Source organism: Rhizobium rhizoryzae (assembly GCF_011046895.1).
In the GTDB taxonomy this organism is placed as follows: domain Bacteria; phylum Pseudomonadota; class Alphaproteobacteria; order Rhizobiales; family Rhizobiaceae; genus Neorhizobium; species Neorhizobium rhizoryzae.
Window position 1 is genome coordinate 593,419 of the sequence record NZ_CP049249.1, and the last position, 23,512, is coordinate 616,930.

Here is a 23,512-nt window from a genome sequence, read left to right on the forward strand (position 1 = left end):
TACTGATCTTGATTGCCTGGATTTATGCGCCAGACGATGCACCACCCGCACCGCCCATATTCTGGACCATATCGATGAGCTTCTGAATCATGCTCGTCAACTGCGTCAATACCGATGCGATTTGGGACATCATTTGGTCTTGACCGCCGCCAGCACCTTCGCCCGGCTTGCCAGCGCCTTCGCCGCCGCCCTTGCCCGGACCTTGACCGCCGCCAGCGCCACCGCCCTGTCCGGCACCCTCGCCGCCGCCAGCACCGCCGCCCTGTCCTGCGCCTTCGCCACCGCCCATCTTGGACATCAGGTCTTCAATCTTCTGCAGCAGTTCCTTTACTTGACCCATAAGTTGACCAAGCTCTCCTTGGCCGCCCTTTTCTCCGCCGCCTTTACCTTCGCCACCGCCCATCTTGGACATCAGATCTTCGAGCTTCTGCATGAGCTCCTTGATCTGATTCATCATTTCGCCGATCTGACCCTTCTGGTCGCCGCCTTTACCTTCGCCCTTGCCTGGACCTTCGCCCTTGCCTGGGCCTTCACCTTGCCCTGGGCCGCCGGACTTCCCGCCGTCCAATTTCGCCATCAAATCCTGAAGCTTCTGCATGAGCTCCTTGATCTGGCTCATCAACTGAGCAAGCTCACCCTTGCCGCCAGCGCCTTCACCCTGACCGCCACCTTGCGCACCGCCGCTGCCTTGCGCGCCACCGCCCTGGCCGCCGCCCTGGGCACCACCACCCTGACCGCCACCTTGAGCGCCGCCGCCCTGACCACCGCCTTGGGCACCACCGCCCTGACCGCCACCCTGGGCGCCGCCGCCTTCCCCACCGCCTTGAGCGCCACCGCCAAGCTTCTGCTCCAGAGCCTGGACCAGCTTGCCGATCATGGAGACGAGCTCCTTCAGCGCACTGAGGATTCCGCTCATGCCTTGCCCGCTACCTGCGCCCGCGGTCGAGCTCATGTATTTGGAGTCCAGGCTCGATAACCCGCTGCTACCACCATAGGGGCTCATGCGGTTGGAAGATAGCGAAGAGGACTCACCGCCGCCGGCACCACTTGATGCGCCGAATGACGAAGGGTCAAAACCTCTGCTGGATACGGGTGCGGTGCTCATATCAGTTCCCTCTCAGGTTAACGCAAAAACCCAGTTTCTGTAAGTTTGACGGTAAAATTCTATACTGGAATTAAGCTTAACAAATTTTTGGATCAGTTCAATAATATTATGGTATCAGATCCATATTTTATTAACTCACGGGTTTATATTTAAGTTATTACTTATACCATTTCCGATTGCGCATCTTCTCTGCGGACGAGCGTTATCGGTTCCAACATTTCGCACGAGATGTCGGCCGGTATTTCATCCTCGGAAATCAAAGGAAGGAGTATCCGATGGCGAGACAAATAAAACTGCGTCGCTGACCTGTGCTCGCGTGCAATGAGACCCACCGGCTCGATCCCACTTTCATTCAGTTTCAGAAGCCGATCCGGAAGAGATCGGCACATGGCTTCAAGGTCTGCCTCGGCTTCGAATTTCGATTGTGACGAATAGGAAGCGAAATATCGATCAAGCGCGTCCACCCACTGCGACTCGAAAGGAATGAGCGGAAGAACGCCGCGATAGTCGAGCATGCCATAGGCAACCTGGCTGCCGATGGCCTCACGGGCCGCTTCTGCCAGTTGTTCGGGATTCGAATACAGATCTGTCCGCTCAAGGATGACCTCCAGAACGGCGCGCGGCTGAGATAGCGTTACACCCGAGGTAAGTAGCTGCCGGGCGACTTTTACAAGAACGATCTGCGGCACATTCTCCCGCACTTCTACCGCCAGCCGACCCAGACGCTGCTCGACGCTGGTCAACCATTGCATGACATCTTCGACGCTGAAGGTGGGACCCACATGCCGACGCACGATCCTGCATAGGGAAAATGCCATCAGATCGAGATCTGCATCTGGCTCGATGGTGAGCACGCCGACAGGGACGTTTTCAACCTGAATGTGAACAATGTGGTCAGCGATGCGTGGATCAGGATTGAATGTTGGAACCGTTACCGCGACACCGACAACATGTGCCATGGACGAGATCCGCGCTTCGAGGATGGAGGCGAAATTGGCTCTATCCAGCCGCTGCAGGGTTGCTTCCGAAACCGTCACGACGATAGGGTCGCCGAAACGGGCGCGATCGAGCTCCTTGCGTTCCATGGCTACGGCGCGTGGCTCTGCTCTTGGCGCACCGGCTTTTTTTGGTCGCGCGACCCAGTAGGCGCCAGCTCCAAGCAGGAGGCCGAGCGGCCAAAGCACGAGCGCCGGAAAGCCGGGAACAAAACCCATCGAAAAGGTCATTGCGCCGGCTACGCCCAGAGCGCGCGAATCCTGAGAGAGTTGTCTTCCGATATCCGAACCCAGGCTGACGGCATCTTCGGAAGAAACACGGGTCACAACCGTGCCTGCGGCGATTGCCATGAGCATCGAGGGTATTTGCGATACCAGACCTTCACCGATTGTCAGCAAGGAGTAGTGATGGGCAGACTCGGAGAATGACATGCCGCGTTGGAACATACCGATCGAAAGTCCGCCGATCAGGTTGACAGCAACGACGACCAGCGACGCGATTGCATCTCCCTTGACGAAGCGCAGCGCGCCATCCATCGCGCCGAAAAACTGGCTCTCCAATTCAAGCTGCTCACGGCGCTTCAGCGCCTTCTGCGCCGTAATGTGCCCATTGCGAAGATCGCTGTCGATGGCCAGCTGCTTTCCCGGCATTGCATCGAGCGTAAATCTGGCGCTGACTTCGGCAATGCGCTCCGCACCTTTCGTGACCACGATAAACTGCACAAGTGCCACAATCAGGAAGACGACAAGGCCAACCACCACGTTGCCGGAAACGACGAAATTTCCGAATGCCGTGATGATCTCGCCGGCATAACCTTCGGCGAGGATAAGACGTGTCGTGGAGATCGTAATGGCCAGACGAAATACGGTTCCGATCAGGATCAAGGCTGGAAATGTCGAAATATCCAGCGCTGTGCGAAGGTAAATCGTTGTAATGAGAATGATGAATGCGAAGGAGAGATTGAAGCCGATCATCAGATCGATCAGGAACGTGGGCAGCGGCAAAACCATCATGGCCACAACCACGAGGAAGAACACCGAGAATAAAATCTCGGTTCTCTTCATCAAAGCCTGCGTGATGGTTGTAAGGTTCATGGCTTGCTCACTGCGGCCCGGTTACGATCTGCAAGTCGCAACACGAGAGGATCCGATACGGGCCCCATTGAAATCACGTCCTGCTTGCCATCCCGGGACAGCTTTACGCTGCCAGGCTCGATAGCATCGATCTTCCACTTCTGGGCAAATACATCGCCCTCCTGATAACGCTTGCCGTCTGTTCCGACGACAAACTTGACAGGCTCGAGCGCGGACGCGGCGATCATGCTGTCAAGGCCGGATGTCAGCTTGGTTCGGTCCACAAGCGGCAGGGCGCTTCTCTTGGAAAAGACCGAGATGATGCTGGACAGCCTTTCCTTATCGACAATGTTCAACTCAATCTGCTCATCTCCAATGAGTAGTTCTCCAGCAGATTGATCGAGACGAACATCCAGTTTAAGCCCCGACATCCGAAATGCTTCACGCAGTTCTTTCATCGTCACATTGATGGGTGCCGTCGCCGACACAACCTGCTGGGCCTCCCTCTGCGACGGTTCTGCGGGAATTCCGATGAGTGCAAAGACCATCAGCGCCAAGGCTGCGGATAGAAGAACCGCCGCAGTCATCTTGCGCTTCGCGGTAGCCCCCCTCTCTAAGGAAGACAATCCCTTCAGCGATAGTTGAACATCCCTGATCGCGAACTGGTCGCCCGGCAGCACAGGGAAGAATTCTCCACGCTGCAATCGCCTTGAACCGACTCGCACGCCGTCAACCAATGCTTCTGCGACGGCGGAGACCTCTCCGTCCTCGTTTTGCAGCTCAACCCGAAGGCAAGGCCTGGCTTCGAGCCCCAGGACGATAATGTCTGACGAAACATCTCCGCCGATCGTTTGAGAGCCGCTTTGAAGTTCCACCTCTCCGACACGGCCGTTTTTCGCGATCACCAGCGCTGGAATTTCGCTTGAGCCCACGCCCTTCCGTGCCGCCAAAGCCTGGCGTAGCGACAGCGGTAGCGCGCGCAACCGCTCGATCTGCGGACGTAATGGCTCAATGAAACGCATTTCAGTATATTACCAGGACTGGAGAAACACGAATAAATTATGCTAGAGAAATCATAATATTAAGCCGGGCTTATCTTCTTGATTGCGTTGTAAATACCGTTGATCTCTGTAACTTTTGTTGCCGTCGTCAAGCTTTCGACAGACGATTGCTTCTGGGACGTCTGATATTTACTGATCGCGCCATCCACCTCTGGGCTGGCGCTGCCGCCACTGCTGCTCGATGCGGAAGTTCCACCACTAGAAGCCATATCGAATTCTCCCTTTGGAAAGCTTTAATGACCACAATACTGAGATAGAATGATCCAAAAGTAAAGCCATGTATACTTCGCAAAATGGACAATCATTTCATTTAGTGGCCAAAAAATAATATTATTAAGTAAATCTTCATATAATAATTTTTCAATATACATCTTGTGTGATGCGGCGATCGGAATGGATAATTCACGAAGGTAAATAAACCGCATCCGAATTCCCAATGGATGCAGCTGCCTGTTATTACAAGAGGATAGACTCTGCCCACGAATTCGGCTGTCGCTCTTTTCGAACAGCTCTTTGCATGGCGACGAGTCATAGGATACCGCTCCCATCGGCTGAAAGATATTATCAATCCGGCATCTCCGCACGATCTCCGGGTACCGTGAGACAAGCCAGAGCCTTGAAACAGGGGCCTCGTATCAATTTGGCAGAGATAAAATCATCCCTTGGCGACGCAATCCATTCAGAGCAGAGGAAATACATACTCGGCTATGGACCTTGAGCGACGGCACTTGAAACCCGCCTAAACTCTTTCGGCGTCATTTTTATTAAAATCTTATCTTCGACGTTAACCTTTTTGATTAATCCTGCATCGGATTTTACTGGACATGTTCACTCATTTATTACTTTATATATAGTGTTTGATGATTAGATATATTGATCTTTTCTAATCATCTCTTGGCTTTATTACCATTGCTCGACATACGAGGCAAACATAAGCCGGTAAAGATTTAATGGGATAGATGAGAAACGGAGGTCAATTCATGTATGGCGTTAATGGGCAATCTGGACGAAATGTGAGTGCTTCGGATTATCAAGGGAGCAGTAGTAGCGACTCCGCCTCTTCCGCTGGGGGGTGCGGCGGCGGGAAGGGCACCGATACAAAGCAGTACTCCCCCTTTAGTGACGGCAACTCTGCAGGCGGTGGCGCCAACTCGATGGCGAGCGAAATCACCGGCATGCTTCAGCAATTGGTCCAAGTTCTCTCCAAATTGATCTCGATGCTATCTTCCATGTTTGGCGGCGGTCAGGGCAACGGTGGTGCCGGCGGAGGAAGCGGTAGCGGCGGTGCTGGTGGTGGCCAAGGCAGTGGCGGTGCTGGCGGTGGACATGGCAGCGGTGGTGCCGGTGGTGGCCAAGGCAGTGGCGGTGCCGGTGGTGGCCAGGGCAGTGGCGGTGCTGGCGGTGGACATGGCAGTGGCGGTGCTGGCGGTGGACATGGCAGTGGCGGTGCCGGTGGTGGCCAAGGCAGTGGCGGTGCCGGTGGTGGCCAGGGCAGTGGCGGTGCTGGCGGTGGACATGGCAGCGGCGGTGCTGGCGGTGGACATGGCAGCGGCGGTGCTGGCGGTGGACATGGCAGCGGCGGTGCCGGTGGTGGACATGGCAGCGGCGGTGCCGGTGGTGGCCAGGGCAGCGGTGGTGCCGGTGGTGGCCAGGGCAGCGGTGGTGCCGGTGGTGGCCAGGGCAGCGGTGGCGCCGGTGGTGGCCAGGGCAGCGGCGGTGCCGGTGGTGGCCAGGGCAGCGGTGGCGCCGGTGGTGGCCAGGGCAGCGGCGGTGCCGGTGGATCAACACGCAGCAATGAGCCTGAAGACACGACCAATAAGGGGAAGGTCAACGTCGTCGACAAAACAATCGTTGTCGATGGGACCGAGTTCGACGGAAAGGGCGCAACTTATACGGCCTCTTCAAAGCTCGGGGATGGTGGCCAAGGTGAAGGACAGCAACCGATTTTCATTCTTAAGAATGGTGCGACGCTGAAAAACGTTACCATTGGCGACAATGGAGCAGATGGTATCCATGTGTACGGTGGAGCGACCTTGAAGAACGTCCACTGGAAGGATGTCGGAGAAGACGCACTGACTGTGAAATCACCTGGTGATCTCAATGTCATCGGCGGATCCGCCTCCCAGGCAGCGGACAAGGTCTTCCAGGTCAATGCCGACTCGAACATCTACATCAAGGATTTCAAGGCTGACGGTTTCCAGACCTTCGTTCGCACCAACGGCGGCCAACCAATCACATCGAATGTCACGATCGAAGGCGGTGAATTCACCAACGGAAAAACTCTGTTCCGCACGGACAGCAAGACATCCGAGGTGAACTTCGTCGGTGAAATGAGCGTTCAGGAAGTGGCGACTAAGGTCCGTTATCTGGACCAAAAGGAAGCGTTCTGATTGGTGCATCTTGGGCGGGAGTAGGTCGTGGAGCCAACGCCCGCCCATTGACCCTGATCGGCATGAAACAGCATTAATAGATTGTCGACGAGTTGATGATATGTTTATCCTGAATCTGCGAAGCATTTTCGAATATTATAATTATTCATCTGCAGGATATTAGATGTGATGCAAAGCTGGGTGAGAAGACTGTGTCTGACAGCTTGCCTAGCATTGTTTCCTCTTTTTGCGGTAGAGGCGCGAACCGTACGGTTTGAAGTCAAAAGCCAGCCACTCTCACAGGTCATCGATATTATAGCCGATTTAGCCGGCATTCCCGTACAGAAGCTCGGAGACGTGCCGGGGAGACTGGAAAAATGGAGTGCGCATGGGGAGGGTATCGCTGTTTTCCAGAAGCTGGCTCAAGATGCCAATCTCTTTTTCGCCTATGACGGAACCAAGGCGATCGTCGCGGCGTCCAGCGAGGTGAAGACCACCGTTCTGCCGCTCGGAAATTATGATTGGGTAGCGGCCCAGAACATAATCAAGACGTTGTATCCAATCGTTCCGGAGAGAACGCTCCGCTTCGACAAAGCTACAGGAATGCTGACAATCCGGGGGCCGCAATTGTTCAACGATACAATCGCAGCAGTCTTGGCCAAACCTCAGAATTCAACGATCAAAGTCATCCGCGGCGGCGCACTTCAAGAAATTTCCCCGAAATCGATGCGGTAACTTGGTCGGAATCCCCTGTCGAGGAACTCAGGCATGTCCAAATTCAGGAAGGAATTTGAACTGATCCACAAGATCCGCTCGATCCGCGCAGACCGGGCGGAGCGGAGCATGGCGATTGCAGAAGGCCAGCGCATGCAGGCGGTCATCGCGCATAATGATGCCACAGCTCTCAAAGATGAAGCAAAGCAACGGGTCCGCGATATCGATTCGGACCGTTTCGCGGCTCACAACAGCCAAATCTCCGGCAGAGAGTTGAAGGAGGGGGCAATGGCAGCGCGAGAGGCAAAGGCTCGACTGCAAGATGCAGCCTCCGATGTCATCGTAAAGAATGAACAGCGGGAACAGGCAACCTGGAACGCGACAGTCTGGAAAGAGATTTATAAAGCAAGCCAGAGAAAGGTCATCAAGACTGAAGCCATCCTCGAGCAACTGGCGGATGAGCCTGCAACAGAGAAAGATGCCAGAGTGTAGAAGGGGTCGCGAAAAAGACTTGAACTCACCGAGTCTGTCCCCATCCTACGATAGGATGAAAAGATAAGGCTCGTTGCTTCGGTTCGATGCGAAGACAGCCTTGCGCGGAGCCTCACTTCTTATCGGGTGTTACCTTGGACGGCGGGCCGGATCTGATTTCGGCACCAATGCGATGACGGGCTGACCGGACCTCCGGACTGCCATACATTTCCTTCTGTTCTCGCTTCGCTTCGGTCTTTGTCATCCGATGCTCATGGCGAAACAGCGCCCGCGATATCCTGATGTCGAAACCTGCCGTGACAACCAGAATGATGGCGATGATCACCATCAGCGTATTTGTGACACTTGCAGAAAGACCGAGAGCACATTCAGCAACGCCGCATAAGGGTGCCCAAAATAGTGCATTCATGAAATAAAGTAGTGTGGCCGCTCCTGTAATCAGCATAACGATACACTTAACGAGACCTTTCAGAAACTCAGAGAGGCTCGACAGGGAGAAGATGTTTTTCAGCCCCTGTGCAGGATTCAACTTGCCGAGATTGAAAGCCATGTTTTTCATCGACATGAGCAGCCCTTCCCCATCAATGATCGCAGACACAAGGGCAGCAGCCAGACCCAGGAGCAAGGGAGCCATGATCAGGTTTGAAACCTGATCGGCAGCAGCATAAAGCGTCGCGGCCAATCGGTCTTTCGGCACGATGATGGTATGCTCAGGCAGAATTGTCAGCGGGAAATCGAAGAAGCTGCTTGCACTTTGATAGATCCAGCTATGTGCCAAAATCAGGAAGCCGCTGATCACGATAACGGAGGCAGCGGCTGGCACATCTTTCGAATGAGCAACCTGACCCTCCCGCTTCAGCCTGTTCAGCTTGATCTGGCTGGGCGGTAACTGCTTCTCTTCGGTATCGTCATTTTTCGACAATTTCCACCTGCATTATCTTGATGATCTGGCCGAAACCTTTTGTCCACGTATCTTCAACATAGTGCCCAATGAACACTGTATAGACTGTAAAGACAGCAAGTACTGCTACATTCTTGAAAACTGGAAGTGCATCATTGAGCGGCAGTTGCTTGGCCGCGCGGCCGATATAGGAAAATGACAGTTCGACTGCGAATGCCACGATCATGTAAGGAGACGCGAGAACCGCTCCGACCTTGAACAGCGTAACGAAGATTTCCACCACCACCGTCAGTGGCTCAATCTCTATTTTCGGTGAAACCTCCAGAACCGGCCAGAAGACAAAGGACCGGTAAAAAATCGATATCATATCATAGAGACCGCCTGCACTGACAAAGAGCATCAAAGAGAGGGCCAGGAGCACGGATCCAAGGGTCGTTGTTTCCAAGGCATTGACTTGGTCAAATATGTTCGCCTGGTTGGCACCTCGGTAGACATCCGTCATATCGCCCGCAGCCTGGGCAGCCCAAAAGGGTATGCCGAGCCCAGCTCCCAGCAAGACACCGAAACAGAACTCCTTTGCGGACAGTAACGCTATATCGGCGTAACTGATGGATTCGATCTGCAACTGCGCATGGGTCACGAGGATCACTGGCGCAGAAAGCCCGAGGGCCGCACCAAATCGAACGATCCCGGTGATGTTGAAAAGTGTAAAGATTGGGAAGATCGCGAAAATTCCCAACGCACGCGATCCGCTTAGCAACAGGGCGGTCGCCAAAAGAACCCTTTCGTCGGCCTGCAGAGTCTTATCCTTGCGTTAGCGAACCATATCCGGAAAATCATTCAGGATATGTTCTGCATGTTGAACCAGAGGAGAAACAAGCGCCCCGCCACTTGCAACCAGACCGGCAGATAGAACGAGAATTTTCACGATCTGCGAAATGGTCTGCTCCTGAATCTGCGTCGCCGCCTGAAATACGGCAATCAAGAGCCCGATAATGGCTGCTGCGATCAGCAAGGGACCAGCAAATATGAAGGTCGCCATGGATGCCGCATTGATTTCGCTGATGACGAGGTTCGGATCCATGACTACGAATGACCCCGCAAGCGACTATCGGGGGAATGATCCGAGAAAGCAAAGCCTTCGCCGCTCCAAGGTGTCTCTGGAAGCTGGTGCCGATCAGTTTGCATAGGTCAGCACCAATCCTTCCAGTAGACGCCGCCAGCCATCGATGGATACGAAGAGCAACAGCTTCACAGGGGTGGAAACGACGGTCGGTGACATCATCGACATGCCAAGCGCGACGAGAATGGCCGAAATGGCAAAATCGATCATCAGAAAAGGCAGGTAGATCAGAAAGCCGATCTCGAATGCGCGCGTGAGTTCTGTCACCAGGAAGGCAGGCGCGAGAATTGTCAGATCATCTTCGCTGAAGGTCACACCGGGCGCATCGTTCCAGATGCGACGTGCTGCTTCTATGAAGAAAGTGCGGACTTCCGGATCCGCATACTTCTTCATAAATTGCACAAGCGGTTCGCTGACGTAATTGAAACCAGAAAAAAACGTCGCAGACGACGTAAACAGGGCATTGTGTGTGAGATATTGTTCCCAGGTGGCCTGTAGAACAGGATTCATGATGAATGCGGTAAGAACGATGGCGACAACGAATATCAGCAGATTCGGCGGGGTCTGCTGAATGCCTATGGCATTTCGAACGATCAGCAATACGACTGATATTTTGGTGAAGGAACTTGCAACGACGGCAAGAACCGGCAGCATTGAAACCGCTGTGAGGGCCGCGAGGCTCTGGTAGAGCAGCATATCCTGGTTCATGGGTCTGCCAGCGTGGTGATCTGTACGGCAGTAAGCCCATCAACGGTAATCAACTTGCCCCGGCCGATCAGCACGCCTTGAGCAACGATTTCGATACCGCTTTCTTCCAGTCGTTCCAGTTCGAAAACATGGCCGGGCTCAAGGTTTTCAAGTTCGGAGATCGGCAGGCTCAAACGGCCAGCGTTGAAGGCAATCTTGATCGGAATATCTCCGATATTGCCAGGCGCTCCTTCTTCTTCAGATGCCAGGTTGTCATCCGCGACACTATCCATCATTTGCCTCACTGATTGCTGCGTCCCGACGGTGAGTGGCGCAGTCAATTCAAATCCGTTTTGCCGTTCAATGACGGGCACCTTGATTGTCTCACCTATGACCGCAGTCCAGTCATGTGATCCACCAACCGACAAAACGATACCGTCGCCCAGGCGCAGCGATCGGATTTGGCTGGCGGTCAGAACAGCCCCACCGCGGCGAAATGCAATTTCCAAATTCAGATATTTCGGCTTTTCCCGCGGAAGCGAGAGGGACCAATGCCAGATCCGCTCGAGGATCGAACCACTGAAGCACCCGGCAACGTCGAACTTGATGTCATCCACCTCGATCTCAAAGTAGGCATTGGCTTCAAGAGGTGGTTGCTTTTGAATTTTGCAAAGTCTGATGCTTTGCCGTGTTCGCAGAACAGCCTCGAGGTACCGGACCAGATCCTCGAAAATGAACTCCAAAATCAGCGCGCGCGCACCAGAGGGCACCTCGTCCCATTCAAGAGTGGGTTCGCGCCGAGCAATGAGCAGATCCAGCCCCTGCGCATCCAGATACAGTTCGGTTGTTTCTTCCCCGCCGACGATTTCCACGAGGTAGCGCTTCACTGCGACATCGCCCTGACCTGCTCTGGCTACAGGACGTATGGAATAGGTGGCAATGCCCGTATCAAGCGTGTAGGCCTTCCTTCGCCGCAATGCTCGTTTTAGCGGACCTGCACCCAAATCGTAGGACAGCAGTGAAAGCGCCTGTTGATGCTGCATCAGACCAACTCCTGAAGCGCTCTTACCGTTTCATCGAAGCTTCGGTTCTGGCCCTTTCCGTCGTAAAGCAAAGCGTTGATGGCATCCCGCTTCTGGACGGCTTCATCCACCTCAGGGTCGTTGCCAGCCTTGTACTCGCCGACACGGATCAACAATTCGACGTCGATGTATGTCGACATCAGGGATCGGACTTTGTTCGCAGCATTGGCATGGTCTTTGCTGACGACGGCTCCCATCGTACGGCTCTTGCTTTGGAGAACATCGATCGCGGGATAGCGCCCGCTTCTCGCTATACGCTCCGAGAGGATGATATGGCCGTCCAGAAGCGAACGGGTTTCCTCGGCGATCGGATCGTCAGTATCGTTCCCTTCGACAAGGACCGTGTAAAATGATGTGATCGAACCAGTCGCGGCATTGCCCGTCCGCTCGAATATCTGAGGTAGGGCGGCAAAGACCGATGGTGGGAAACCGCGACGAACAGGTGGCTCACCTGCTGCGAGACCAACTTCACGGAGAGCTCTAGCGACACGCGTCATGCTGTCGATAACGAGCAGAACACGCTTGCCCCGATCACGGAAGTATTCCGCGATGGATGTGGCTGTCAGGACCGCCTTGTAACGCTCCAGGGCAGGCCGATCAGAAGTGGCCGCCACAAGCACCATGCGAGACGGTTTGTCATCCGGAAGATTGTGTTCGACGAATTCGGCGACCTCGCGACCACGTTCACCAATGAGAGCGCAGACGGCAACATCCCATGCGCCTGCCTCAAGAATCCGCGAGATCAATGTCGATTTGCCTGCGCCGGGGGGGCCGAATATCCCTACCCGCTGGCCTTCACCGCATGTCAGCATCGCATCGATGGCCGTCACGCCGGTTTCGAAGGGTCTTGATATGGATCGACGCGACAAGGGATCGACTGGAGCCCCATTCAATGGCTGCAACCGTGAAGACTGGTCTGGCTGCTGCTGAAAGGGTTTACGGATAACCCGCCCGTGCGCATCGATGATCGCCCCGATCATGAAGTCCCCCACAGCCACGCTTGGAGGCCTTCCTGTGGGTATCACTTCAGTCCTGAGCGACAACCCCACTGTATCTCCGTGCAGAGACAACAGCACATTGTCGCTCTCGATGCCCACGACTTCGGCGAGACCAATCAACCCCGTGCCGGGCTCGCGCAATTCGCACAACTCACCCATGCGAACCAGGGGCATCTCCGCCCGAACCATAAGCCCGGAGATACTGCGGATACGCCCGGCGACACGGCGCGTTTCCGTCCGTTCCAAGGCCTGTTCGAGCCTTGAAATCACATCAGCCACGTCGGATCGCCTCCAGCAAATTCGCCAACTGATCCGCCAGTCCTATCTGCTGTCGCGTCCCGTCAACTTCAAGAAGCAGTTCGTTACGTCCGACGTAGGCGTCCGCAACAACGGTCAGGCGAGATTCCAGGTTTCGCAACGCCCCGACAACGAAATCGAACTCGTCGGGGGATACGCGCAGCTTAAAGCCAGTAGCAGCGGTCGATTGTTCAATGGCAGCATGCACGACGCGCCTGACGCGCTCGTTCTCGGGCATATCGCCCAAAATCTTTTCAAGGCCCTGGATAACGATCTTTACAATCCGATCCTCGAAATCGAAAAGCTCACGCTCCGCTCGAGCCATCGTTTCCTTCAACCGAAGTTCCATCTCACGCAGAGCCTGAGTTCGACCCTGCGCGTAACCACGCTCCTGAGCTTCGCGCATCGCAGCAGAGATTACATATTCCAGATCAGCGTTACGCCTCGAAGCCGCTGCCAACAGATCCGACGCGCTTTGCACAAGCCCCATATCCTCGGATCTGATGATGGTCGACGTTGGCGCAGCAGTCATACCTCTGCCTCGCGGTCGACAAGATCGAGCATCGCCTGATTGACGAGTGTTATCGCCTGAGAGCCCGGAATGGATGCTATACCGCTGTTCTCTGTCGCTCCCGGTCTGATCCGCCAACGGGGATCGATGCGATTATGGCGAGCCCAAATTTCCATCATGACCCAGCCATCCGCCTCCATGTGCGCGAAACATTCCTCGAGGTCGTTGTAGTTACGAATCGGGACCTCGACAGTAATGTTGGCATAAGTCAGAATTTTTTTCATGCTTGATTTATGAAAATTCCTCCCAAGGGCATCTATATCAGATCGAGTGAGATGCGTACGGAGGCTAGGCAAGCTTAAAGTTACCCCTAATATTTTAGCTGTTTCTTTAATTTCGTTTTCTGATGTTAATAGGAATGCTTCAACGAGGCGGTTTGCAGGAGGAATCGCGCCGAACTCATCAATAACCTTCCTATACAACCGATTGGTCAGCCGTTGAGTCTTAACAAGTCTTTCCAACACATCCGGCGGAATGGAAGAAAAAAGCGGGTGATTGGACAGAGCTGCGTTTGCCAGGATCTCCCGCCGACGTCTCCCTGCCGCAATCTCCCCCGGTACGGCCATTTCAATGGGCCTGACGCTGCTGTGGCAGAACCAGAATTGCAGCGGCTACAGCGGCAAGCGCGGCGGCAAGTGCAATCAACAGAACCCGACCGAGAGACGAGGGTGCAGAATTGCTGCTACTATCCGTTGCTTCTTCTGGAGCAGCGACCTGCCCTGCAGGACGGAAATTCTCGCGGTCGACAGGAATGACGGGACTGGAAACAACCGAAACATCTTCATAGGAGAGGCCGCGCACACTGTTCACGACCAATGAACGCGTCTTGCTCTCAATTGTCGCCAAGTCCGCCTCATCACGGTATCTGATGAGCACGGAGGCGCGGGATTGCTCGCGCACCAGACCGCGGCCGTTATCCTCGGGAAGCACGACATGAACCCGCGCTTCCGCGACGCCCTCAATTTCGGACAGCGTCTGTGACAATTGTTGCTCAAGAGCGTAACCCATCCTTGCCTTCTGTTCGAAAGGCGTGACCACAAAACCAGTGCCCGGGAATATCTGCGCAACAGAGGCATGTTCATTTCGTGGCAGACCATGGTCCGCCAGGATCGCCAAAATGCGCGCCGAATCTGCTGATGATCCCGTCAAGCTGTAGCGTCCGTCCTCTCCTTTGAGAGTGCTGACCTGAAGCCCGGCACGATCGAGGATGAGTTGTGCATCCAGCATGTCTTTCTGGCTCAACCCGCCAATTACTTCCTTCGAGCAAGCCGTCAAAAGCAGGAGCGACAGGAAGAACGAACTGCGAAGCAACGAACTGCGGATATTCATTCTACTGTCCTTGCGTGAGACGCTTGAACGAAGCGAGCGCCGTCTGCACCAATGCACTTGCAACGCCGAGGCTTGCCGAATTGCGTTGCGCGACCTCGAACTCATCGATGGCAGCATCGACAATATCGCTCCCGTCGGAGCGCTCTACTTCTTCTTCGACCCGAATCTCCACGAGAAGCGGTCCACCCGATCGACCCTGCGCGCCCATCAGTTGCGGCGGCAACTGAGCGAAAAAGGGTGCAAACGTCGATGAACCTGACTTGGCACCATCGGAGCCGACATAGGTTGAGGGCGCAGGGTCCTTGGCCTCGTAAGGCGAAATACGACGGCGTGCGTAGCGATCGAGCGGCGCGGCAGAAGCAGTGAACCGAGCGGGGCCTCCAGGTGATGCTCCGCTGAAGCGCGCAATCAGTTCACCCTTCAATGCCTCAAGCTTCGAATTGCCGCCAGGAGGCCCTCCCAGGGCGTCTGCAAGTTTAGCAACGTCTTCGGCAGTATTCATGGCTTATTACTCCAAACAAGAAGCCATATCGCTATTTCTATTCTTCCTTACCTTCGTCGACCGCCTCCTTGACGGGATCAAAGAGTTTGCGCTGCAACTCGGCGTTCTCCATCATCCCTTGCATCATCATCGAGGTGAATGCCTTGCCGTCCGGGCTGATCTTGCCTGCTCCGGCGCCTGCACTAAAGTCAGTTGTGCCCATTTCGCCAAGGCCGGACGCGGCGGGGGGCGTACTACCTGAAATCTCCATAGCCAAACCTCCGTGCTTGTTTTTGATGCTCGAAGGATACTTTCTAGTAATTCTTTGTCAAATATTTATTGTTAACATATAGTTAAGTTAACCATATACATACCATATTATATTTCACTGATATTTGTTATGAATCATTCTGCTTCATGAAAAGGATAATGCTCGCGCCTTTCAGCCGGAAAACGCAAGATAGCTCCAAATTTAACGAATTTTGTCACCGGCTATAGCATGCCTGTCACCGATGATTGCGACACCGACGGATCTGATCGCTGATCCTGTCGACCGGATTCTCAGGTGAGGACGTCGTAATGCTGCATATAAACACAGACGGATTTACTGCCGGCGCAAGATTATCAACTGGCGACGACCCAGTAATGTTGGAAAAGGCCATGCAGTTGACCGGCGGACGGGTAACCATTCGCCCCAATTGCAATACATTTCGGTTTGATCACCGACAGGCTCAAATAGGCACAACCTCTATCACTGCTTTACGTATCGACGGGGGCTGTACGATATCCCGGCAGGATGCGGCCGATCGGCTGCTGGTGTTTCTTCCGCTACACGGCGCCGCAAAGATTCAAGTGGGAACGCAATGCCTCGACGCGACGCCCGATGTCATAGTCCTGGCTCCGACGCGGCAGGTCTCCGCACTCGACGTTCCGGCCTCACGCGCTCATCTTGTGCTTGAGATACCCCAGGCGGATCTGCGCAGCAAACTAGGTAACCTGGTAGGCCGTACAATACACGAAAGTCTTCAGTTTCAGTTGACGTTGAAGATAGATACAGGCCCTGGACGTCTTTTAAGCTTGATAGGGCGTGCCCTGGCTGAAGGCTTGAACCAGGACATCAACTCCAACGCGTCTACGCTTCAAATCCTGTCAGATGCAGTCGCAAGCTGCCTCGTGGAACTGGTATGGCACAACTATACGCCGTCCGTTGATAGCGCTACCAATCTTCTCACGCCAAAATATATCGAGAACGCCATTGCCTTCATGCAGGCGAATTTGCACAAGCCGCTTACGGTTGACGCCATTGCTGCGGCGGTCAGTGTTAGCCCCCGATCATTACAGCAGGGGTTCAAACAGTTCCGCGAAACAACCCCTATGGCTTACCTGAAAGAGTTGAGACTGCAGGCTGCCCACAGAGAACTTCAATGGGCGCCGCCAGGCGTTTCAGTCAGTGATATTGGACGCAAATGGGGTTTCTCGCATTTGGGACGATTTGCGGCAGAGTATAGGGACAGGTTTGGCCGCGCACCGTCCGGGACGCTCAAGGGCTTTTAAGAGCGCTAACGAAAGAACAGATTTTTCAGGGGCAGAAGGGCGGATCCAATCGCTGCGCCATCCCCGGCGACTTCACTTTGCAAGAGAGAGGGCAAAGCGCGAGGAGCAGGCATTCCTGTCGGTATAAGTTTCCTCGCTATGTCCTGCAGGAGATAGGCGACCAGCGACTGCGGAACGCGCCCGCCGAGAACGATGGCATCAGGATCAAAGATGCCGAAGATGGCCCTGAAGAGGTGCAGGTATGTATTGCTGACGTCATCGATCCATTGGAGGACACCTGGCAGGCTCATGTCGAACCGGTCAAGCAGGCCTTCTACATTGGGGATATCGACGCCGTTTCGTTGAACAAAGGCGTGAAGCCCGCGAAGCGAGACCCGATCCAGTTCCTCCAGGCCGGAGAGTAGGTAGCGATAGTTTCCGGCATTTTCGTGAGATCCCCTAAACAAGGCTCCGTTCGATACGAGTGCGCCGGAAACATCTTTGTCGAGGCTGATGAAGGCGAAGTTTCCGATACGTTTGCCTACGCCAGTCAGGCTCTCCCCGATGGCCGACGCGGCAGCAAGGGTCTCCGAGAAAACAGGCACATTCCACATATCACCAAGTACTTGCGGACAACGCAGGAGATTAAAACCCTCGTCTTCCGAATTGGCCTTGATGTCACTGGCCATGCCAATGCCGCAGAGTTGCTGACGTCGAATGCCCAGTTCACTCAGGACGCTCTCGAGCATCTGAACAAACACGGCCGATGAGCGCTTATCCGTCAAAGTGACCGAGGTCACGCATTTTTCGAGTACCGGAATACCGCTGAAGTTTACCACACTGATGCGCATGCTATCGTCGTCGATGGCTATGCCCAAAGAGTACCGCACGGCATTATTCAATTGCAGCATGGGACTGGGCTTGCCACGGCCATTGGGTTTTCCGCGTTCGGTAACGACCAGGCCATCTGCAATTAGTCCCTCAAGTATCCGGTGGACGGATTGTTGGGTCAGATCTGTCAGATCCGTAATATCCGCTCTGGTGATCGGTTGATGACACCGCAGAACATCCAGCAGCATCCGCTGGTTACTCGTGTATTTTTGCATGCCTGTCGCTCTGCTGATTAAACAACATCAGTCAGCTGAAATAAGACCCTAGAATCACAGCTAATTAAGCATTTAATAACATAAACGACAAAAGAATATTGGTCATCCAGATGACAAAAGGCGCCGGATGTTTCCGACGCCCCTGCCCCGTCAGCCGCGAGCGGCCTTACGAGCAATACGCTGGCGAATAGAGTCAACATCCGCGCGTGGAGTCGCCGCAAACAGCGTTCTGGTGTATTCGTGGCTTGGATTGGAAAACACCTCGTCTCGCGTGCCGTATTCGACTGCTTCTCCGTAGTACATCACCATGACTTCATCTGCGATATACTTCACGACAGACAGATCATGGCTGATGAAAACGTAAGTCAGGCCAAATTCGTCCTGCAGGTCAGCCAGCAGATTGAGAACTTGAGCCTGTACCGAGAGATCGAGCGCCGAAACAGGCTCGTCGAGAACAAGCAGCTTCGGATTAAGCATCAGAGCCCGAGCAATGGCGATACGCTGGCGCTGGCCGCCTGAGAACATATGCGGATAGCGATTGTAGTGCTCTGGTCCAAGCCCGACCTTGATGAGCATTTCCGTTGCGCGATCACGCCGTTCGGCAGCCGACATCTTCGTGTTGATAGCCAGGGGCTCGCCGAGCACATCGCCAATCTTCTGGCGCGGGTTCAAAGAGCCATAGGGGTTCTGGAAAACGATCTGCACCTTCCGGCGCATGTCAGCCGTCAGATGTCCAGGTCTCGTATCAACAAGCTTCCCATCAATGAAAAGCTCACCTGCGGTCGGCTGGTCAATGAAGGTCAGAATACGAGCGAGGGTCGATTTTCCACAACCACTTTCGCCGACAATGGCCAATGTCTTGCCCTTCTCCAGCTTGAACGACACACCTTTCACGGCGTGCACGATCTTCTCCGGCTTGAAGAGGCCTTGAGGAACACGATAGTCCTGCTTGATATTGCGGATCTCGAGCATTGTTTCAGCCTGTTTCAGATCGGAAGGTCTCATCGAACATCTCCCGCAAGTTCAGCCGTGGAAACAAAGTCGGAAACGGTGCTGAGCCGGTCGCCGGTGGCATTCTCCGGCAGAGCGGCCAGAAGCGCGCGGGTGTAGGCGTTCTTCGGAGCCTCGAACAGAGACAGCACATCGGCCTCCTCCATTTTCCGCCCTTTGTACTGCACGATAACCCGGTCCGCTGTTTCTGCGACGACACCCATATCGTGGGTTATCATGATCAGGCCCATGCCATGTTCGGTTTGCAGATTCATGAGGAGATCGAGGATTTGCTTCTGGATGGTGACGTCCAATGCCGTCGTGGGCTCATCTGCAATCAAAAGCTTAGGATTGCAGGCAATGGCCATGGCAATCATCACGCGCTGGCACTGACCACCAGACATCTGATGCGGGAAGTGATTGAGCCGTTCTTCCGGGTTCGGCAGACCAACCAGCTTGAACAACTCGATTGCATGCGCGCGTCGCTGCGCCTTGCCCATGCCCATATGGATCCGCAGAACTTCCTCGATCTGGAAGCCAACGGTAAAGCACGGGTTCAGGCTGGCGATCGGCTCCTGGAAAATCATCGCCATGTCTTTACCGATCAGCTTTCGCCGTTCTGCATCGGGCAGTTTGCTGATGTCGCGACCCTGGAACTCGATCTTGTCAGCCGTGATCTTGGCTGTCCAGGGCAGGAGGCCCATGACAGCAAGCATGGAAACGGATTTTCCGGAACCGCTTTCTCCGACAATCGCAAGAACTTCACCTTCATTGACCGACAGTGAAACACCGTCGACGGCCTTGAACCAGCCGCTAGCGGTTTCGAACTGAACGGTCAGGTTCTGAATATCAAGGAGCGCCATGATCAGGACCTCTTCATCTTGGGATCGAGCGCATCGCGCAGCCCATCACCCATGAGATTGATTGCAAGAACGGTGATCAGGATCGCAAGGCCTGGGAAGGTAACCACCCACCATGCGCGCAGGATGAACTCGCGTGCTTCTGCCAGCATCGTGCCCCATTCCGGCGCCGGGGGCTGGGCTCCCATTCCCAGGAAGCCAAGTGCAGCCGCGTCCAGAATAGCGTTCGAGAAGGATAGCGTTGCCTGTACGATCAGGGGTGCCGTGCAGTTCGGCAGGATGGTCCTGAACATCAACCGGAATGGACCCGCTCCGGAAATCCGGGCAGCGGTTACGTAGTCACGTGTCTTTTCAGCCATGACGGCCGCGCGCGTGAGGCGCACGAAATGCGGCTGCAAGGTCAATGCAATCGCGATCATGCCGTTGGTCAGACTCGGTCCAAGAATTGCGACCAGCACGAGCGCCAGCAGCAATGAGGGAAATGCCAGGATGATATCCATCAGGCGCATGATGACCGTATCGACCCAACCCCGGTAGTAGCCCGCAATAAGGCCCACCAGAATGCCGCCGGTCAGCGAAAGCGTGGTGACGAACAGACCGATGAACAGCGAATATTGGGCGCCGTAGATCAGGCGAGACAGAATGTCTCTACCGACTGCATCAGTGCCGAGCAGGTAGGTCGCACGTCCGCCCTGAAGCCAGGATGGCGGCACCAGAACGGCGTCACGGTACTGCTCGAAGGGCGAATGCGGCGCGATCAGAGGCGCAAACACAGCCACGATGACCAGTGCAATAAACACAACGAGGCCGATGACCGCGCCGCGGTTTTCGGAAAAATAGAACCAGAATTCGCTGAGCATCTGGCGGCGCAAAGCCGCGCTGCTCACTGTTTCTGTCTTGGTCGTTTCTGCCATGGGATTTTCTCCTTCTTAGTGGCGGATACGCGGGTTGACGAGCCCGTAGAGCAGATCAACGATGAGATTGACGATCATGATGATAGCCGCGATCAGAAGCAGCCCACCCTGGATAACCGGATAATCGCGACGGAAAACACTATCCACCATCCACTTGCCGATACCCGGCCAGGAGAAGATCGTTTCCGTGAGAATGGCGCCGGCCAGCATCACACCGATCTGCAAACCGATTGTTGTGATAACGGGGATCATGGCGTTGCGAAGGGCATGCAGGCCCACGACGCGGAAAGGGGAAAGACCCTTGGCGCGCGCAGTGCGAATATAATCCTCGGACAGCACTTCCAGCATTGCCGAGCGCGTCTGACGCGCAATGACGGCGAGAGGAATGGTTGCCAGAACGATGGACGGCAGAATGAGGTGGCTGACTGCCGACGAAAATGCGCCTTTCTGACCGGAAAGCAGGGAGTCGATCAGCATGAAGCCTGTCACCGGCTTGAAATAGAACATCAGCGATATGCGGCCAGAAACCGGAGTCCATTGAAGAATGCCGGAAAACAAAATGATGAGCAGCAGGCCCCACCAGAAGATCGGCATCGAATATCCGACAAGGGCGATGCCCATCATGGATTGGTCGACAGCAGAGCCGCGCTTGATTGCCGCGATGACGCCAGCTGGAATGCCCAGGGCGACGGCAATGATGATCGCACAAAATGACAGCTCCACGGTTGCAGGAAATAGCGCCAGGAACTGCTTCAGAATAGGCGTTTTCGAAACGATCGAGGTGCCGAAGTCGCCCGTGACCACACCGCCGAGATAATCAAGGTATTGGATGACCATAGGCCGATCCAGACCGAGTTGCGCACTGATCTGCGCATGACGCTCGGGCGACATGACGCGTTCGCCCGACAGAAGGGCAACCGGATCACCCGGCAGCAGACGAATGAACGCAAAGGCAATGATCGATACCCCGATAAATGTCGGGATCAAGACGGCAAGCCGTCTCAAAAGAAAGCCAAACATGGATGAAACCTGCTTATTTTTCTTGGGTCTGGCGGTTCCACGGAGTCGGCCGTCGGAAGTGCCAGCCTTCATCTGACGACAATCTGGTCGTCCAGGCTGAGGAAAGGCCGCGGAATGCTCTCATCCCGCGGCCCAGTTTGGGATTACACCGAAAACTTACTCGGTGATGTCGACATTTTCAAATGTGAAATCGCCAAGCGGGCTCTGAACGAAGCCGGTCACATTCTTGCGCATGGGCACGATGGACAAAGAGTGGTCGAGCGTTGCCCAAGGCGCTTCGCGCTTGAACACGACCTGCGCCTCTTCATAGAGCTTCGTGCGTTCTGCCTGGTCGGAGGTGACCTTTGCCTTCTTCACAAGGGCATCGAACTCCTTGTTGCACCACTGAGCGCGATTGTTGCCGCCCACAGCATCGCATCCGAGAAGCGTATCGAGGAAGTTGTCCGGATCGCCATTATCACCGGTCCAGCCCAGCATAGCCGCGCCGTCACGATCCTTGGCCTTCGAACGCTGCAGGTATTCAGCCCACTCGTAGGACACGATCTCGACCTTCACGCCGATCTTTGCAAAATCATCCTGGATGATTTCGGCAGCGCGACGAGCGTTGAGCATGTACGGGCGCGAAACCGGCATAGCCCAGACCTTCATCGAAAGGTTCTTGACGCCTGCATCCGCCAGCATCTTCTTGGCTGCTTCGAGATCGTAGCTGTCGTCCTGGACCTTGTCGTTGTAGGACCACATTGTCGGCGGGATCGGGTTCTTGGCAGGCGTTGCCATGCCCTGGAAGACTGCTTCGACGATCGCCTTCTTGTTGATCGCCTTGTTCAGCGCCTTGCGAACTTCAGGCTTGTCGAACGGCGCCTGTGTCGTGTTGTAGGCGAGGTAGGCGATGTTGAGACCTTCCTGCTCCATAACCTTGAGGTTGCTGTCGGACTTCATCGACGTCACGTCGGCAGCATTCGGATAAGGCATCAGGTGGCATTCGCCAGCCTTGAGCTTCTGATAACGAACAGCGGCGTCCGTGGTGATCGCGAAGACCAGATCGTCGATCTTCGGTGCGCCACCCCAGTAGTCGGCGTTCTTCTGGAAGCGGATGACGGCATCCTGCTGATAACCGATGAAGGTGAACGGACCCGTGCCCACCGGCATCTGGTTCAGCTGCTCCTTCTTGCCAGCCTTGTCCAGGCTGTCGGCATATTCCTTGGACATGATCGAAGCGAATGGCATCGCAAGGTTGGCAAGGAAGGGTGCTTCCGGACGGTTCAGCACCATTTTCACCGTCAGGTCATCGACCTTCTCAACCGACTTGATCAGTTCCGGGAAACCCATGCCAGCGGCATATTCCCAGGAAGCGCCAGCGATATACTGGTTCCACGGATTGCTCTTGTTGATCTGACGGTCGATGGAAAATACCACGTCGTCCGCATTCAGCGTACGGGTGGGCTTGAAGAACTCGGTGGTCTGAAACTTCACGCCGGAACGAAGCTTGAACGTATATTCCTTGCCGTCCTCGGAAACCTTCCAGCTCTCAGCAAGCGCGGCTACCGGCTTCGTCGTGCCAGGCTCGAACTCGAGCAGGCGGCTGTAGACAGGATGAGCAGAGGCATCGAAGGTGGTGCCAGCTGTGTAGAGGCCCGGGTCGAAACCTTCCGGCGAACCCTCGGAGCAGAAAACGAAGGTCTTCGCGCTCGCGGTGGTTGAAAGGAAGGATGCTGCGAGAAGGGCAGCGGCGAAACCAAGTTTATATTTCATGTTCATCTCCCGTCGGCAAAGGCGAGCAGTCACCCTGATGCCGTAGTTTCAAGATCTT

Annotated in this window: 25 protein-coding genes; 4 read left to right on the forward strand and 21 right to left on the reverse strand. The window is 54.9% G+C overall.

What is annotated here, in order from left to right; genetic code table 11:
* Positions 1 to 22 precede the first annotated feature (22 nt).
* The 4 genes from G6N80_RS23240 to G6N80_RS03535 all read right to left on the reverse strand — a co-directional run bounded on the left by G6N80_RS23240 (position 23) and on the right by G6N80_RS03535 (position 4,444).
* Positions 23 to 1,105: a hypothetical protein gene (locus tag G6N80_RS23240; protein WP_183898033.1), complete on the reverse strand. Its 1,083-nt coding sequence runs from the start codon at positions 1,103 to 1,105 to the stop codon at positions 23 to 25.
* A gap of 161 nt (positions 1,106 to 1,266) precedes the next feature.
* Entirely contained in the window at positions 1,267 to 3,195 is a 1,929-nt protein-coding gene (locus G6N80_RS03525; protein ID WP_165131304.1) for a flagellar biosynthesis protein FlhA, read from the reverse strand.
* Positions 3,192 to 4,196, reverse strand: coding sequence for a hypothetical protein (locus tag G6N80_RS03530; protein WP_165131306.1), 1,005 nt, complete (start codon positions 4,194 to 4,196; stop codon positions 3,192 to 3,194). The genes G6N80_RS03525 and G6N80_RS03530 overlap by 4 nt, the downstream gene beginning before the upstream one ends.
* 59 nt (positions 4,197 to 4,255) lie before the next feature.
* On the reverse strand, positions 4,256 to 4,444 hold the full coding sequence (locus G6N80_RS03535) for a hypothetical protein (protein WP_062556496.1): 189 nt from the start codon (positions 4,442 to 4,444) through the stop codon (positions 4,256 to 4,258).
* Between the two features lie 945 nt (positions 4,445 to 5,389).
* On the opposite strand from G6N80_RS03535, the gene G6N80_RS23300 reads away from it, so the two are divergent.
* The 3 genes from G6N80_RS23300 (at position 5,390) to G6N80_RS03550 (ending at position 7,810) form a co-directional block, all read left to right on the forward strand.
* Complete coding sequence (locus G6N80_RS23300; RefSeq protein ID WP_246251394.1) at positions 5,390 to 6,625, forward strand: pectate lyase; 1,236 nt, start codon at positions 5,390 to 5,392, stop codon at positions 6,623 to 6,625.
* Positions 6,626 to 6,793: 168 nt separating this feature from the next.
* Positions 6,794 to 7,339: a hypothetical protein gene (locus G6N80_RS03545; RefSeq protein WP_165131309.1), complete on the forward strand. Its 546-nt coding sequence runs from the start codon at positions 6,794 to 6,796 to the stop codon at positions 7,337 to 7,339.
* 33 nt (positions 7,340 to 7,372) lie between these two features.
* Positions 7,373 to 7,810, forward strand: a complete 438-nt coding sequence (locus G6N80_RS03550) for a hypothetical protein (protein WP_165131312.1) — start codon at positions 7,373 to 7,375, stop codon at positions 7,808 to 7,810.
* 112 nt (positions 7,811 to 7,922) lie between these two features.
* Here the strand turns inward: G6N80_RS03550 and G6N80_RS03555 are convergent, their stop codons facing one another.
* From G6N80_RS03555 to G6N80_RS03605, 11 genes are all read right to left on the reverse strand, one after another.
* Entirely contained in the window at positions 7,923 to 8,732 is an 810-nt protein-coding gene (locus G6N80_RS03555; protein ID WP_165131315.1) for an EscU/YscU/HrcU family type III secretion system export apparatus switch protein, read from the reverse strand.
* Positions 8,719 to 9,486 carry an EscT/YscT/HrcT family type III secretion system export apparatus protein gene (locus G6N80_RS03560; RefSeq protein ID WP_246251395.1) on the reverse strand — a complete coding sequence of 256 codons (768 nt, stop codon included), beginning with the start codon at positions 9,484 to 9,486 and terminating at the stop codon, positions 8,719 to 8,721. The genes G6N80_RS03555 and G6N80_RS03560 overlap by 14 nt, the downstream gene beginning before the upstream one ends.
* 39 nt (positions 9,487 to 9,525) lie before the next feature.
* Positions 9,526 to 9,795: a flagellar biosynthetic protein FliQ gene (locus G6N80_RS03565; protein WP_062556490.1), complete on the reverse strand. Its 270-nt coding sequence runs from the start codon at positions 9,793 to 9,795 to the stop codon at positions 9,526 to 9,528.
* 93 nt (positions 9,796 to 9,888) lie between these two features.
* The gene (gene sctR / locus G6N80_RS03570) at positions 9,889 to 10,542 is read right to left on the reverse strand and encodes a type III secretion system export apparatus subunit SctR (RefSeq protein ID WP_062556489.1); all 654 of its coding nucleotides are present in this window, start codon (positions 10,540 to 10,542) and stop codon (positions 9,889 to 9,891) included.
* Complete coding sequence (sctQ, locus tag G6N80_RS03575; RefSeq protein ID WP_062556488.1) at positions 10,539 to 11,564, reverse strand: type III secretion system cytoplasmic ring protein SctQ; 1,026 nt, start codon at positions 11,562 to 11,564, stop codon at positions 10,539 to 10,541. The genes sctR and sctQ overlap by 4 nt, the downstream gene beginning before the upstream one ends.
* Positions 11,564 to 12,880 carry a FliI/YscN family ATPase gene (locus G6N80_RS03580; protein ID WP_165131318.1) on the reverse strand — a complete coding sequence of 439 codons (1,317 nt, stop codon included), beginning with the start codon at positions 12,878 to 12,880 and terminating at the stop codon, positions 11,564 to 11,566. The genes sctQ and G6N80_RS03580 overlap by 1 nt, the downstream gene beginning before the upstream one ends.
* Positions 12,873 to 13,430, reverse strand: coding sequence for a FliH/SctL family protein (locus G6N80_RS03585; protein ID WP_062556486.1), 558 nt, complete (start codon positions 13,428 to 13,430; stop codon positions 12,873 to 12,875). The genes G6N80_RS03580 and G6N80_RS03585 overlap by 8 nt, the downstream gene beginning before the upstream one ends.
* A complete protein-coding gene (locus G6N80_RS03590; RefSeq protein ID WP_165131321.1) occupies positions 13,427 to 14,035 on the reverse strand; it encodes a hypothetical protein in 609 nt (202 codons plus the stop codon). Before G6N80_RS03590 ends, G6N80_RS03585 begins: the two co-directional genes overlap by 4 nt.
* Before the next feature lies 1 nt (position 14,036).
* The gene (gene sctJ / locus G6N80_RS03595; protein ID WP_062556484.1) at positions 14,037 to 14,798 is read right to left on the reverse strand and encodes a type III secretion system inner membrane ring lipoprotein SctJ; all 762 of its coding nucleotides are present in this window, start codon (positions 14,796 to 14,798) and stop codon (positions 14,037 to 14,039) included.
* A gap of 1 nt (position 14,799) precedes the next feature.
* Positions 14,800 to 15,300 carry a hypothetical protein gene (locus G6N80_RS03600; protein WP_165131324.1) on the reverse strand — a complete coding sequence of 167 codons (501 nt, stop codon included), beginning with the start codon at positions 15,298 to 15,300 and terminating at the stop codon, positions 14,800 to 14,802.
* 37 nt (positions 15,301 to 15,337) lie between these two features.
* Positions 15,338 to 15,550, reverse strand: a complete 213-nt coding sequence (locus G6N80_RS03605; protein ID WP_062556482.1) for a hypothetical protein — start codon at positions 15,548 to 15,550, stop codon at positions 15,338 to 15,340.
* Between the two features lie 308 nt (positions 15,551 to 15,858).
* On the opposite strand from G6N80_RS03605, the gene G6N80_RS03610 reads away from it, so the two are divergent.
* Entirely contained in the window at positions 15,859 to 16,833 is a 975-nt protein-coding gene (locus tag G6N80_RS03610; RefSeq protein WP_165131326.1) for an AraC family transcriptional regulator, read from the forward strand.
* 5 nt (positions 16,834 to 16,838) lie between these two features.
* On the opposite strand, the gene G6N80_RS03615 is transcribed toward G6N80_RS03610, so the two are convergent.
* The 6 genes from G6N80_RS03615 to G6N80_RS03640 all read right to left on the reverse strand — a co-directional run bounded on the left by G6N80_RS03615 (position 16,839) and on the right by G6N80_RS03640 (position 23,454).
* Positions 16,839 to 17,918 carry an ROK family transcriptional regulator gene (locus tag G6N80_RS03615; protein ID WP_165131329.1) on the reverse strand — a complete coding sequence of 360 codons (1,080 nt, stop codon included), beginning with the start codon at positions 17,916 to 17,918 and terminating at the stop codon, positions 16,839 to 16,841.
* A 150-nt stretch (positions 17,919 to 18,068) separates the two neighbouring features.
* A complete protein-coding gene (locus G6N80_RS03620) occupies positions 18,069 to 18,923 on the reverse strand; it encodes a dipeptide ABC transporter ATP-binding protein (RefSeq protein ID WP_165131332.1) in 855 nt (284 codons plus the stop codon).
* Positions 18,920 to 19,771, reverse strand: a complete 852-nt coding sequence (locus G6N80_RS03625) for an ABC transporter ATP-binding protein (RefSeq protein WP_165131335.1) — start codon at positions 19,769 to 19,771, stop codon at positions 18,920 to 18,922. The genes G6N80_RS03620 and G6N80_RS03625 overlap by 4 nt, the downstream gene beginning before the upstream one ends.
* A gap of 2 nt (positions 19,772 to 19,773) precedes the next feature.
* A complete protein-coding gene (locus G6N80_RS03630) occupies positions 19,774 to 20,682 on the reverse strand; it encodes an ABC transporter permease subunit (protein ID WP_062556477.1) in 909 nt (302 codons plus the stop codon).
* Between the two features lie 15 nt (positions 20,683 to 20,697).
* On the reverse strand, positions 20,698 to 21,702 hold the full coding sequence (locus tag G6N80_RS03635) for an ABC transporter permease subunit (RefSeq protein WP_062556891.1): 1,005 nt from the start codon (positions 21,700 to 21,702) through the stop codon (positions 20,698 to 20,700).
* Positions 21,703 to 21,858: 156 nt separating this feature from the next.
* Positions 21,859 to 23,454: an ABC transporter substrate-binding protein gene (locus G6N80_RS03640; RefSeq protein ID WP_062556476.1), complete on the reverse strand. Its 1,596-nt coding sequence runs from the start codon at positions 23,452 to 23,454 to the stop codon at positions 21,859 to 21,861.
* Between the last annotated feature and the right edge of the window lie 58 nt (positions 23,455 to 23,512).

Bases quoted from the DNA above. Each gene is read 5' to 3' on its own strand.
- G6N80_RS23240 (WP_183898033.1), bottom strand. From the start codon at position 1,105: ATGAGCACCGCACCCGTATCCAGCAGAGGTTTTGACCCTTCGTCATTC.
- G6N80_RS03525 (WP_165131304.1), bottom strand. From the start codon at position 3,195: ATGAACCTTACAACCATCACGCAGGCTTTGATGAAGAGAACCGAGATT.
- G6N80_RS03530 (WP_165131306.1), bottom strand. From the start codon at position 4,196: ATGCGTTTCATTGAGCCATTACGTCCGCAGATCGAGCGGTTGCGCGCG.
- G6N80_RS03535 (WP_062556496.1), bottom strand. From the start codon at position 4,444: ATGGCTTCTAGTGGTGGAACTTCCGCATCGAGCAGCAGTGGCGGCAGC.
- G6N80_RS23300 (WP_246251394.1), top strand. From the start codon at position 5,390: ATGGCGAGCGAAATCACCGGCATGCTTCAGCAATTGGTCCAAGTTCTC.
- G6N80_RS03545 (WP_165131309.1), top strand. From the start codon at position 6,794: ATGCAAAGCTGGGTGAGAAGACTGTGTCTGACAGCTTGCCTAGCATTG.
- G6N80_RS03550 (WP_165131312.1), top strand. From the start codon at position 7,373: ATGTCCAAATTCAGGAAGGAATTTGAACTGATCCACAAGATCCGCTCG.
- G6N80_RS03565 (WP_062556490.1), bottom strand. From the start codon at position 9,795: ATGGATCCGAACCTCGTCATCAGCGAAATCAATGCGGCATCCATGGCG.
- sctR (WP_062556489.1), bottom strand. From the start codon at position 10,542: ATGAACCAGGATATGCTGCTCTACCAGAGCCTCGCGGCCCTCACAGCG.
- sctQ (WP_062556488.1), bottom strand. From the start codon at position 11,564: ATGCAGCATCAACAGGCGCTTTCACTGCTGTCCTACGATTTGGGTGCA.
- G6N80_RS03585 (WP_062556486.1), bottom strand. From the start codon at position 13,430: ATGACTGCTGCGCCAACGTCGACCATCATCAGATCCGAGGATATGGGG.
- G6N80_RS03590 (WP_165131321.1), bottom strand. From the start codon at position 14,035: ATGGCCGTACCGGGGGAGATTGCGGCAGGGAGACGTCGGCGGGAGATC.
- sctJ (WP_062556484.1), bottom strand. From the start codon at position 14,798: ATGAATATCCGCAGTTCGTTGCTTCGCAGTTCGTTCTTCCTGTCGCTC.
- G6N80_RS03600 (WP_165131324.1), bottom strand. From the start codon at position 15,300: ATGAATACTGCCGAAGACGTTGCTAAACTTGCAGACGCCCTGGGAGGG.
- G6N80_RS03605 (WP_062556482.1), bottom strand. From the start codon at position 15,550: ATGGAGATTTCAGGTAGTACGCCCCCCGCCGCGTCCGGCCTTGGCGAA.
- G6N80_RS03610 (WP_165131326.1), top strand. From the start codon at position 15,859: ATGCTGCATATAAACACAGACGGATTTACTGCCGGCGCAAGATTATCA.
- G6N80_RS03615 (WP_165131329.1), bottom strand. From the start codon at position 17,918: ATGCAAAAATACACGAGTAACCAGCGGATGCTGCTGGATGTTCTGCGG.
- G6N80_RS03620 (WP_165131332.1), bottom strand. From the start codon at position 18,923: ATGAGACCTTCCGATCTGAAACAGGCTGAAACAATGCTCGAGATCCGC.
- G6N80_RS03625 (WP_165131335.1), bottom strand. From the start codon at position 19,771: ATGGCGCTCCTTGATATTCAGAACCTGACCGTTCAGTTCGAAACCGCT.
- G6N80_RS03630 (WP_062556477.1), bottom strand. From the start codon at position 20,682: ATGGCAGAAACGACCAAGACAGAAACAGTGAGCAGCGCGGCTTTGCGC.
- G6N80_RS03635 (WP_062556891.1), bottom strand. From the start codon at position 21,702: ATGTTTGGCTTTCTTTTGAGACGGCTTGCCGTCTTGATCCCGACATTT.
- G6N80_RS03640 (WP_062556476.1), bottom strand. From the start codon at position 23,454: ATGAAATATAAACTTGGTTTCGCCGCTGCCCTTCTCGCAGCATCCTTC.